Below are 11,018 nucleotides of genomic sequence, written 5' to 3' on the forward strand. Positions count from 1 at the left end.
AGCGTTCCTCGGACTCGCCGTCTGCCTGATCACTCACCGCCACGTCCAACGGCTTTGTTAGGGACTGTTACGGCCGGCCGCTTCCCCGACGACCCACTGCTTGCCGGACTGATTGGTGAACTGAGCATGCGCAGCCCGGAGTTCGCCACGATGTGGGCCGATCACCGAATCCTGGCCTGCGATGTCGCCGACTACGAAATGCGCCACCCGCTGGTCGGGACACTCGCGGTCACCCAACAGACACTGCAGAGCCCACAAGGATCGGGACCGTCCCTGGTGGTGGCTACGGCCGCCCCGGGCTCACCGTCCGCCTCAGCCCTGACCCTGCTCGCCCACACCACCGCACCGCAGGAATCGACCCGGCCGCGCCCCCGCGCCGTAACTCGCACGCCGTGACCTGAGCCCCGATCACCGGACGCTCCCGCTCCCGCCGGTCGGCAGCACGATCACGGCCACCCCCGAAGCACCTCTCGCCCACGGCACCGCACCGCGGCCGCCGCATGCCCGAAAACAGCGAAGGAACCATGTCCAAGCGACGCATTGAACTGATCATGTCGGCAGTTGTGGTGGCCGCGGCCACCCTCACAGCGGCTGTGCCCGCCAACGCGACATCCACCGGAGGACCACTGACGGATGTCCGGGTCGCCACCCACTTCGACCTGTCCGCCGGGCAGATGCCGGAGAACATCACCCTGCTGCCCGACGGCACGTCCGCCGTCACCTTCGCCGCCAGTCGACAGGTGGCCCAGGTCACCCCCCGAGGTACCACCCGCGTCCTGGCGACGCTGCCCGCACCCGCCGACGGCGGCACCAACACACCGGTCCTCGGCTTCCCTCTGGCCACCGGCATCGTCCACACCTCGGACGGCACCCTGTATGTGCTGTACGCGACCGGCACAGCCGACCTGACGGGGTTGTGGAGGATCCGCCCCGGCCAGGCGCCGCAGCGCATCGCCGCACTGCCCGCCGCCGGCCTGCCCAACGGGCTCGCACTGGACGAGCGCAGCGAACAGCTCTACATCACCGACTCGGTGCTCGGAACCGTATGGACCGTCCCCGTCACCGGCGGCACACCCCGTGCATGGTCCACCGCTCCCGAACTCGCCTCGACAGGCTTCCTCGGAGCAAACGGCGCGAAGGTGCACGGCGGCGCGCTGTGGGTGACCAACCTGGACCAGGGCACCGTCCTGCGCATTCCGATTCGTGCCGGAAACCGAGCGGGAGCCCTGCGGATCAAGGCATCGGGCATGGCCGGCATCGACGACTTCGCCTTCACCGGCCGCGGAGACGAGATCCTCGCCACCCTCAATGCCCCCAACACCGTCGTACGCATCCGGCCCGACGGCACGGTCACGACCGTTCTGGACTCCACCGACGGACTTCAGAACCCCACCTCCGTCGCGTTGCGCGGTCACGACGTGTACGTACTCAGCGCCGCCTACGCCACGGCCACCGACCCCAATCTCCTGCGCGCACGTCTGCGTGGCCACCGGTAGGACCCTGCCCGAGACGAATACAGCAGCCCGGCCTGACGGATGCTGGCGGGCGCGGGCGATCAAGATGTACCCCTCGGACTTCCGCGACACGAGCGCGGAAGTGCGGATCACGCTGCTCGCGGCACTGTGCTGGTCGAGGCAGGCGGAGATCACCGACGCCCTGGTCGAGCTGCTGGTCGCCCTGGTCCACAAGATCAACGCTCGTGCCGAGCGGCGGGTGCCAAGCGACCGAGTCATCTCGGGCGCGCCCGTACGTGGGAGCAGGAAGGCTGCGCCAGTCCAGCCACTGATCTTCGCGGCGGGGCATCAACAGGCTGTCGTGCGCGAGTCCGTGAGGCAGCAGGAGCGGTAGGTGTCGGCACCGTCGACGGATTGGCGGGGGTTGCGTTGTCAACGGGCGTCCCAGCCATACGTCGTCCGCCGGTGCCGTCCGCGCCGGAGCCCATCGTGTCGACGCCGTTCTGCAAGAGACGGTTGGCGGACTGGCTGTGGCGGGACTGGCCGCGCGGGTCGTTGACCTTGGTGACCTCGCCGTCTGCGGCGAACGCGCCCTGGGCGCCGCCGAAGCCGTGACGGAGGCGCGCGTGCGCAACCCCGGAGTCACAGACGCGGACAGCTTCCTCAGCGCGCTCGGGCACGGCTGCCTCCCTGGCCTCGACAAGCCGGACCGGCTCGAGTACCGCCGCGGCAGCGCCGGCCGGTCGGCCACGTCAGCAGCAGTGGACGCGCTCCCGCGCCGAGGAGTTGGCCGGCCGCCGACCCTCGGCACCGTGAGCGCACCGAAGAACAAGAAATCGGCGCCCCGGACCCTGGTCGCCCACCCAACAGGTGACGTCGTGCCTCGTAGAAGCCCAGAAATCCCTGTCGTCGACTGCACCGCGACAGGGGACATGTCCCCGCGCGACGGTGACGTGGATCCGCGGGCCCGGACGCTGGTACGGGCCGTGCGGTTCAGTGGCCTCGGCTGAACTGGCCCTGGCGGGCAAGGTCCTTGTCCTGCTGGGCATGTCGGCCCCGAGTGGGTTGCCCGGTTCCGGTACCGGCCGATCAACTGGGCTCGTCACACCTCGGCGGAAGGCAGTAAGGCCCCACCGCGAGTGCAGTGACACCAGAGCTACGAGCTCCACCACACCCCCGCTCACCGGCGCCGCTCTCCTCCTTTCCTTCCCCCCACCGTTCTCCCCTCTCCTTCATTCCCCACGGCACAGGAACCGCGTACCAGATGATCAGCATGGGACAGCCAGTGGACAACTGCCGAGCACCGGTATCCGCGGACAGCGGTACCCGTACGGCCGGCGGTACGCGCGCATGAAATCCAGGTTCGATCCGCTGACCATCGCGGCGATGACGGTCACCGTCGTCTCCATCTCGGCCACCGCCCCCCTCACCGCCGCCGCCACGGCCTCGCCGCTCGCCATGGCGTTCTGGCGCAACTGCCTGGGCTTCGCCGTACTCGGACCGCTCCTCCTGCTTCTGCGCCGCCGCGAGGTGGTGCGCGTCGTACGCGGTGAACGCGCACTCCTGCGCCGCGAACAGTGGCGGCCCCTGGTCTTCGGCTTCCTCGCGGCCACCGCACTCGCCCTGCACTTCGCGGCCTTCATGACGAGCACCCGGCTCACCTCGGTCGCCATGTCCACCGCCCTCGTGGCCACCCAGCCCGTCTGGCAGGCCCTCATCGCCGCAGGCCAGGGCGCCAAGAACTCCCGCAGGACCTGGGCGGGACTCTCGCTCTCGGTGGTGGGAGCCGCCGCGGCTGCCGGGCTCGACATCAAGTCCGGCGGTACGGCACTCCTCGGCGACCTTCTCGCCCTGGTCGGGGCCATCGCCCAGGCCGGATACACGGCCCTGAGCGAGAAGTCGCGCGCGGACGTGAGCACACCGTTCTACACGACGTTCACCTCGCTGGTCTGCGGCATGGAACTCCTCGCCGTCTGCTTGCTGGCCGACATCCCGTTGACCGGCTTCGACAGGTCCACCCAGTTGTCGCTGCTCGGACTGCTGCTCCTCCCGCAGATCCTGGGGCTCGGCTCGCTCAACTTCGTTCTCGGCAGAACATCGGCGACGACGATGAGCGTCCTGCTCCTGCTGGAAACCCCGGTGGCCGCGCTCGCCGCCTGGTGGTTCATGGGCCAGAACATCGCGATCGCGACGATCCCCGGACTGCTGCTGATCATCGTCGGCGTCACGGTTGTGGTGACCAGCGGCGGGGAACAGCTCGCGCCGACACCGGACGAACACGGTGCGGCGATACCGCAGCCGGTCTATCCCCCGCACTTCCCGCAGCCAACGCCCGTGGCACAGCATCTGACGGTCCGTCGCAGGGCCAGGCGGGACCCCCGGCTGGACTGGGCGGCGTACACCGAGAACCCGACGGTCACGCTCACCTATCACGGCGCCGGGGCGTTCGACACCCTGTACATGCGCAAACCGCGGCCCACGCTGGTGGAGGAGCCGTTCATCGACGATCCCACCGTGTCCCTGACGGTCCCGACACGACGACGGTGACCGCTCAAGTACCGTACGGGGCCGCCGGGCCCCACCTGCTGTAGCCGTTTGGAGGCCGTCGACGGGCATCGACCAATCGGCAACGGCGGCTCGATCACGGCCCACAGGTCGTCACTGATCTCCCACGGCTTCCGCGGTACCACGGGTCGCCCCCACAAAGGCGGAATCACTTCCACCTCCGCCGTGCCACAACAAGATCTTTCTGCAAGGACTCCTAAAGGTTTCCCAAGCGTCTTGATGTCGACGCGGGCACCCGTGGCCAGCGGGATGCGGACGCCAAGCCCGATCGCGAGCGCCGACAGCTGCGGGTGCTGGGCGAGGTGGTTGCCGATCACAGTGAAGCGGGAGGTGTGGGCTCCTCTGGCGTAAAAGCGGTTACAGCAGCGGCTCTGAAGTGGACGGCTGCGTCGAGACAGCCACGGCCCCCGCCGTCCTGCACGTCCGCGACTCCAAGAATGCCGAAGGCCCCCGGCTGGCGCTGAGCCGTGAGGCCTGGGTGCCGTTCGTATCCGCCCTGTCGACACCCCGGTAGCCGGCCCGCTCCAGGTCACCCCGAGGCCAGCTGCTCCGCTATCTCCGCGATCCAACCGGAGGTCTTCGCCGGGTCGTTGAGGGTCTCGGCCCACGCGTCCGGCTCCAGCTTGTGCTTGGCGGGGCCGCATTTGAGGGCGATGAGCAGGGACCTGGCGGACTCCCGCATCTCGGCCGTGGTGTTCCCGGAGATGTCGGGGCCCGCCGCCAGGGCATAGATCTCGCGCGCCATGGCCTGACGCTCACCCTTCGACACCTTCTTCCAGAACTTCATCGCGTGCTTCAGCGACTCCGTGCGGGAGGCGGCCTCCGCCGGGGTCTCGCCCTGCGGCGCCCAGCGCTCGGGGTGGTGGACCTCTTCGTAGCGCTTCGTGGCGGCGCGGAGCGCCTTGTACATGGTGACGCCGAGGACGAGACCGGCCCCGGCCCCGGCGAGGCCCCATCCGACCGGGTTGCTCGCCAGTCCGACTGTTCCCGCCGCGACCGCCGTCACGACGCCGGCTGCGGCCTTGACGGACTCGCCCCCACCGCCCGCTGTCTCCTTGCCAATCTTGGTGAGCTGCTTCTTCTTCGCGTACTGCTGCACCCTGCTCAGCTTTTCCACGTCGTTTTCGGCGTGCTGGAGGTTCTCGGCGGCGTCACGGGCTTCACCCATCGCCTCCCAGGCGGCGTCGATGGCCTCGGAAACGAGCTCCAGCTGTCCCGGGCCCTCGTGCTTCCAGTAGGTGTCCAGCGCGACGTAAGCCTCCGCTGCGGCCCAGCCGGCCTGCTCGTGCGACTCGTTCAGCCGTGCCAGTGACCCCGCCTGGACGAGGTGGGGATCTCCCAGCTTTTTGACCTGCTTGTACTTGTTGGCTGCTCCCCCGATGCGGAAGGCGGACCGCATGCCCTTGATCGCGCCGATGGAAGCGCTGGCGATACCGCTCGCCTCGGATGCCACCGCGGCGTCCGCCGCCTTCTGGATCTTGGTCACCTCCTTGGCGATGGCGGCGCTGTAGCTTCCCGAACTGGCGGCGCTGACAACCGTGTCGGCCCCCTTGGTCTTGGCCTTCTTCTTCGCCGTGTGGTGGTCGGCCCCGGTTTCGTGCTTCTTGGCGTCCTTCATGTTCTTGTACGCGTCCATGCCACTGACCACGGTGCCGGCGGCCTCCGTGAGGAGGTTGCCCGACGCTGCGGAGGTCCCCGAGGCGGCGGCGGAGTGCTTGAGTCCCTCGTTGGCCGCGACGGCGGCCTGCTGGGTTAAGGCCGCGTTGGTGGGGGTCTGGAAGCCCTTGATGAAGGTGTCGATGGGTTCGAGATTCTTCTTGAACCTGTCGAGGAGCGCGGCGATCCGGTCTCGGTAGTTCTTCTTCTTCGCTCCGGGGGACGCGTCGCCGTCCGCCGCCGCCTTCCCTCTCTCGGTGTCCCGGACGCGCTGCACCGCCGCAGCCGTGGCCCGGTTGCCGGCGCGGGACTGCATCTCCAGGAAGGCGCGCTCCGGCGAGCGTTCGGACGTACTCCCGGTCCGGCTCCCTCCCTCACGGTGCCGGGCCGGCGTCAGGACCGCTGCGGACTGCCGTGTCGAGGTGCGGTGGATCGGCGTGCTCATGGACGTACCTCTCCTGTACCGGACCGGGCGAGGCGAAGGTAGCCAGACCTGGCCAACAGGAGGGGTCCGGCGGGGAAATTCCCCACGGACGCTGTGGGGCGCGTGTGGTGGATTCGACCGGTCGTCGCTTGATGAGCGTGCTGCGCAAGAAGGAGGCTCCGAGTGCCTCGGGATGCGGCGGGACGCTCCCGACGGGTCGGAGTACTGGTGGGTGCCGCCGGGTACGTACTCGCTCAGCTCGTAGGGCGTGTCCCCAGCACCAACTTCAGCCGGTCCCTCAGCAGGCGGCGGGCCGGTTACATCAAGTGGCACAGGAGTTTGTGGCGGGTGCCGTCAGTCATGTGGGCGGTCAGGCCGTTTCTGCTCGGAGGATGACAATGGCCGGGTGCACGAGTCATGTCTCGTGCACCCGGCCGTTTGTGGGCGCCGTCAAGTGGTGAGGTTCGGGAGCGGGTTGTGAAAACGTGGGTGGGCTCGCGCGGAACGCGTGCGCTGTTCGCGGGTCGCCAGCTCTCTCAGGCGGGGATCGCCGATCATGGTGAGCAGGTCGGTGTGGGGTCCACCCCAGTTCCTGGCGGGTGCGTGGCGCGCCTATTGCCAACTCGTCGGTCTCGCGCGCGCGGAGTTACCAGGCGACGGTTCCCTTGTCGTCGAAGAAGCCGCCTCGGGGGCCGTCATCGGGCAGGGTGGCGAGGCGAAGGGCGATCGCGGCGCCCTGCTCGGGTGTTCGTTCCCCGGCGAATCCGGTGAAGTCGGTTGCGACGTACCCGGGGCATGCCACGTTCACGATGATGTTCGTGTCAGCGAATCGGCGGGCGTACTGTGCTGTGACGCTGTTGAGCATTGACTTGGAGGGTGCGTAGGCGGCCATGACCGGGCCGGTCTGCAGCGTCAGCGAGCCCATGTTGCTGGACATGTTGACGATCCGGGGCGAGGCGGCACGGCCGAGCAGCGGAAGCATCGCGTTCGTCACCCGTACGACCCCGAACACGTTCGTCTCCAGGACTGTGCGCAGGACGTTGAGGTCGAGGGTCATGGGGTCCTGCGCCCCGTCCTCGAACCGGCCGGAGATTCCAGCGTTGTTGACGAGGACGTCGAGGCGCCCGGCTTGCTTCTCGATGCTCGCCGCCGCTGCGGCGACACTGGCTTCGGAGGTGACATCGAGGGCGACTCCGAACGTATCTATGCCTGCGGCATGCAAGCGCTCCACGGCCTCCTTGCGTCGGGCGTCGTCACGCGCCCCCACGGCGACGGTGAAGCCGAGGGTTCCAAGGCCCTGAGCGATGGCGAAGCCGATTCCCTTGTTCGCGCCGGTGACCAGCGCTGTCTTGGAGGTGTTCACGCTGCACATGCTCAGCGCGGGGCGTCCGTTTCGTCCAATATCGATCAAGTACCTTGTGATACCCGGCGGGTATCACAAGGTGGATAGGCTACGCACATGGGCGACCTGGAGACCCGTGAGCTGCGGTACTTCGTTGCGGTCGCCGAGGAGCTGCACTTCGGGCGCGCGGCCCAGCGGCTCGGGATCGCGCAGCCGCCGCTGTCGCGCGCCATCCGGCAGCTCGAACGTCGGCTCGGCGTCCAGCTTCTGGACCGGGACCGACGCGGGGTGGCCCTCACCGGCGCCGGCGGGGTGTTGCTGCGCGAATCCCGGATGTCCCTCGATGCGGTCGCGGCTGCCGCGCGCCGGACCCGGCGGGCAGCGGACCTCCAGCGGCCGCTCGTACTGGTGGCGAAATCCGGCGCATCACACGAGCTGCTGCAACGGCTCCTCGCCTCGTCGGCAGCCGACACCGATACGGCACCGGTCGAAGTCGTCCTTTGCGAGGTCGGTGAGCAGGCACGGTACCTGCGCAGCGGGCGCGCGGACGTGGCCCTCATGCACCGGCCGGTCGACGACCTGGCCGGGTTCGATACCGAAGACCTCTGCACCGAAGGCCAAGTCGCCCTCCTCCCGTCGGGGCACCCGCTCGCCGCACGTCCCCGGCTCACCCTCGCGGACGTCGGCAACGTGCCTGACCTTCCCATCGCCCGGTGGCCCCGGCTCGACGGCTCCTACCCCGACGGCCCCGGGCCAGAGGTGCACACCCAGTCGCAGCTCGCTCAGCTCGTCGCGCTCGGCAAGACCCTGCTCGTCATCCCTGCCTCCAGCCGCGCCTGGCAGTGGCCCGACCATGTCGCGGTGCCCGTCGTCGACGCCCCGGACGTCACAACCGTGCTCGCGTGGCCATCCGGCCACCACTCATCGGCCCTCGCCGCGCTGGCCCGAGCCGCAGCCGAGCTTCGCAACAGGCCACCAGCTGCGCCCACGCGCTGAACGCCGACCCGCTCGCCTGATGCGTCTGTTCGCCATCGCCGAGAAGCTGTCATGCGGACGGCGCCACCGCCCTCACCCGCAAGCGCCTCGGCGAGTGGAAGCCCCCAACGGCTGACCGACCTCCACGAGACGGAAGCGCGCCCACTGCGCAGGCTGCTCGAACGGGTCGCCCAGACGGCCCGACGCGAGGCGATCACACCCGACGACGTCTGCTGATCGGGCGTTCAGGGCACCCTGGGCCCGCCACCTTGGGGGTCTCGGACATCTACGCCGATAACCGGTGCGTGCCCGCCGGGAAGGTGATGCGCTCGTGGAGGTCGCGCGGATGGATCCGCGGGCCTGGCCCGATGTGCGTGACCCGGGTTCCGTGGAGGAGGTCCGGGAGGCCTTCGGACGAAGGTACTGGATCCAGTACCTGCTGCACGCCGGAGTGATCGAGGTCCGTGACATCGGATGGGCGGGCCTATCAACTGGCACGAATGAGGGCACCGAGGGACTCGGTCAGCGCTGGCCGCGCTCCCCCGCCCCAGTCCTGGAGCTGAATCGCTGATCACCTGGGCCGCCGCGATCACCCTTACTACCGGGCGAATCACCTGCTGAAGTTCTCGCAGAATCTGACGGTCGATCTCGCGCGAGGCCCCACACGACTGATCATCTTGGCGTTGTCGGTCGGCAACCCCGCCAAGAGGTCACTCTGGTCCCTCCTGTCGGCCCAATCAGACAGCCGCCCGGCATCGGGATCCGGGACAGCGAGCGGCCTAACCGGCTGCGGGGGCGCGGCAAATCAGCTGCCACCGCGTATTCGGCCCGCCCGATCCACCACCACCCGGGATTTGCGCAACTCGAATCCCGCGCTGACCAACACGCAGCGACGCCTTGCAACGGGCACTCAGGCCGCGGCCTCCAGGTTCGCTGATTCGGCTGTGCGGCGGTATTCGGCGTTGATGCGGCGGGCTTGTTCGAGCTGGTCTTCGAGGATGACGATGCGGCAGGCGGCGTCGATGGGGGTCCCGTGGTCGACGAGTTCGCGGGCTCGGGCTGCGATGCGCAGCTGGTAGCGGGAGTAGCGGCGGTGTCCGCCCGCGGAGCGCAGCGGGGTGATGAGGCGGGCTTCGCCGATGGCGCGCAGGAAGCCTTGGGTGGTGCCGAGCAGTTCGGCGGCCCGGCCCATGGTGTAGGCGGGGTAGTCGTCGTCATCAAGACGGTTGTAGGAGTCGTCCGCTGTCATCTCACCTCTCTGTGGAACACGTGGAGGGGCCCTGGTGCCATTGGCACCAGGGCCCCGAAGGAACTGCTACACCATCTGCCGGCCCTGGTTAATGCGCCGGCCTTCTGTTTCCGCAGACCCGACCGGAATGCTGTCGGGTGTGCTGGGATCGCGGTTGCTCGACCGGAGACCACCTCACTATCGATGTCCTGCGGTACCCGGGTTCAAGACGTCCACCCGGGCGATCCTGATGGTGCCTGGCTCCTCCGTTCTTCCCTCTGGGACCAATCACTTACCCACTGCGGGGACTGCGTACTGCTGGTGATACGAACTGCTCAGTGACCTGTGGCAGCGCCACTCTCCGGCAGCCAGTCCCGTCGCCCGTCCTGCGTCTGCTCTGGCTTGGAACCCCACTGCCGAACCTCCCGGTGCGCGCGCCCGCAGCCGACGCCTTCACCGAGGTACCACTCACCGACTTCACTGCTGAGTACCACGAACTGCACTTACACGCGTACTGCTCACGGCGGCCCCTGATCACTGCGGGCCACCCGGTCCGGCCGCCAGTCCCGTCGCCGTCCTGCAACAAACCTGGCTTCGAAACTCCACCGCCGCACCGTCCAACGAACGACAACTGCTCTACTGCCGCCCGGCAGTTCGTGTCTGCCAGGCCCTGCTGTTCCTCTGGGCTACGAGAGAAACCATAACCAGACCCACCACCGAATGTCTACTCCAGCCAACACAGATTTCCGCGCACTCGACAGCGAGATAAGCGGTGGGGGCAGGATCAAGGCGCCATCACTGTCTCCTCCGAGCGTGACGGCCAACCCGGATCGCCATGGAGTGTCACGGATGCTGCCCGACACTCCGGCCCCGGGGCCAGGTCCCGTTGAAGCTGCCAGGGTTCCCTTGCCGGCGCAGGTACCGGCCCCGGACCTGACCGGATGCGTGCCCGCACAGAGACCGGCGAGACAACCAGCCGTGGGTACAGAACGTGAGAGATACCCGGACATGCGGGTGGGGGTGCACTGATGATCAGTGCACCCCCACCCGCATGTGGCGTTCCGTGAACGCGTTCTACCAGCGGTACCAGCGGCCTCGCTTGCCGCCTGCTCCGGTGGAGCGGGCTAGGAATCCGACCAGCCAGATCACCAGGACGATCACGGCGATCCACCACAGGGCCTTGAGGGCGAACCCGGCGCCGAAGAGGATCAGGGCGAGCAGCAGAACCAGTATCAGGGGAACCATAGTTATCTACCTCCGTCCCGCCGTCTGCCCCGACGTGATCTCCGTACACGCGAGAATTTATCTGTTTCTTACTGGCTCTAACAAAAGCTGTTGATCATGTGACTGGTGGCTTGTCCGCTCGTTGGTTTG

The 11,018-nt window shown here is 68.3% G+C and carries 12 protein-coding genes and 2 pseudogenes; 9 read left to right on the plus strand and 5 right to left on the minus strand.

What is annotated here, in order from left to right; all coding sequences use genetic code 11:
* The first annotated feature begins 54 nt into the window (after window positions 1-54).
* From IEY89_RS39240 to IEY89_RS39260, 5 genes are all read left to right on the plus strand, one after another.
* Entirely contained in the window at window positions 55-396 is a 342-nt protein-coding gene (locus tag IEY89_RS39240) for an MmyB family transcriptional regulator (RefSeq protein ID WP_308437488.1), read from the plus strand.
* 128 nt (window positions 397-524) lie between these two features.
* Entirely contained in the window at window positions 525-1,496 is a 972-nt protein-coding gene (locus IEY89_RS39245; protein ID WP_189152314.1) for an SMP-30/gluconolactonase/LRE family protein, read from the plus strand.
* Window positions 1,497-1,560: 64 nt separating this feature from the next.
* Window positions 1,561-1,848: a hypothetical protein gene (locus IEY89_RS39250; protein ID WP_189152315.1), complete on the plus strand. Its 288-nt coding sequence runs from the start codon at window positions 1,561-1,563 to the stop codon at window positions 1,846-1,848.
* A gap of 136 nt (window positions 1,849-1,984) precedes the next feature.
* Window positions 1,985-2,464 carry a hypothetical protein gene (locus IEY89_RS39255; RefSeq protein ID WP_189152316.1) on the plus strand — a complete coding sequence of 160 codons (480 nt, stop codon included), beginning with the start codon at window positions 1,985-1,987 and terminating at the stop codon, window positions 2,462-2,464.
* Window positions 2,465-2,804: 340 nt separating this feature from the next.
* Window positions 2,805-4,001 carry a DMT family transporter gene (locus IEY89_RS39260; RefSeq protein ID WP_189152317.1) on the plus strand — a complete coding sequence of 399 codons (1,197 nt, stop codon included), beginning with the start codon at window positions 2,805-2,807 and terminating at the stop codon, window positions 3,999-4,001.
* A gap of 227 nt (window positions 4,002-4,228) precedes the next feature.
* On the opposite strand, the pseudogene IEY89_RS41360 reads toward IEY89_RS39260, so the two are convergent.
* Window positions 4,229-4,336 (minus strand): annotated as a pseudogene (locus IEY89_RS41360) (helix-turn-helix domain-containing protein); the annotation flags it as partial.
* A gap of 38 nt (window positions 4,337-4,374) precedes the next feature.
* On the opposite strand from IEY89_RS41360, the pseudogene IEY89_RS39265 reads away from it, so the two are divergent.
* Window positions 4,375-4,533, plus strand: a pseudogene (locus tag IEY89_RS39265) (DUF397 domain-containing protein); the annotation flags it as partial.
* Between the two features lie 15 nt (window positions 4,534-4,548).
* Here the strand turns inward: IEY89_RS39265 and IEY89_RS39270 are convergent.
* Window positions 4,549-6,120, minus strand: coding sequence for a hypothetical protein (locus IEY89_RS39270; protein WP_189152319.1), 1,572 nt, complete (start codon window positions 6,118-6,120; stop codon window positions 4,549-4,551).
* Window positions 6,121-6,745: 625 nt separating this feature from the next.
* Entirely contained in the window at window positions 6,746-7,471 is a 726-nt protein-coding gene (locus IEY89_RS39275) for an SDR family oxidoreductase (protein ID WP_189152320.1), read from the minus strand.
* Window positions 7,472-7,558: 87 nt separating this feature from the next.
* Between IEY89_RS39275 and IEY89_RS39280 the strand changes: the two genes are divergently transcribed.
* The 3 genes from IEY89_RS39280 (at window position 7,559) to IEY89_RS42165 (ending at window position 8,987) form a co-directional block, all read left to right on the plus strand.
* The gene (locus tag IEY89_RS39280; protein WP_189152321.1) at window positions 7,559-8,437 is read left to right on the plus strand and encodes a LysR family transcriptional regulator; all 879 of its coding nucleotides are present in this window, start codon (window positions 7,559-7,561) and stop codon (window positions 8,435-8,437) included.
* A gap of 51 nt (window positions 8,438-8,488) precedes the next feature.
* Window positions 8,489-8,653 (plus strand): hypothetical protein, encoded by a 165-nt coding sequence (locus tag IEY89_RS39285; RefSeq protein ID WP_189152322.1) that lies wholly within the window; start codon window positions 8,489-8,491, stop codon window positions 8,651-8,653.
* A gap of 94 nt (window positions 8,654-8,747) precedes the next feature.
* Entirely contained in the window at window positions 8,748-8,987 is a 240-nt protein-coding gene (locus tag IEY89_RS42165) for a hypothetical protein (RefSeq protein ID WP_373287349.1), read from the plus strand.
* Window positions 8,988-9,326: 339 nt separating this feature from the next.
* On the opposite strand, the gene IEY89_RS39295 is transcribed toward IEY89_RS42165, so the two are convergent.
* Together IEY89_RS39295 and IEY89_RS39300 are read right to left on the minus strand one after the other, a co-directional pair.
* Window positions 9,327-9,665, minus strand: a complete 339-nt coding sequence (locus IEY89_RS39295; RefSeq protein WP_189152323.1) for a MerR family transcriptional regulator — start codon at window positions 9,663-9,665, stop codon at window positions 9,327-9,329.
* A 1,053-nt stretch (window positions 9,666-10,718) separates the two neighbouring features.
* Entirely contained in the window at window positions 10,719-10,889 is a 171-nt protein-coding gene (locus IEY89_RS39300; protein ID WP_044472719.1) for a hypothetical protein, read from the minus strand.
* Window positions 10,890-11,018: the final 129 nt, after the last annotated feature.

Origin of the sequence: Streptomyces lacrimifluminis (assembly GCF_014646095.1) — a bacterium.
Lineage (GTDB): Bacteria > Actinomycetota > Actinomycetes > Streptomycetales > Streptomycetaceae > Streptomyces > Streptomyces lacrimifluminis.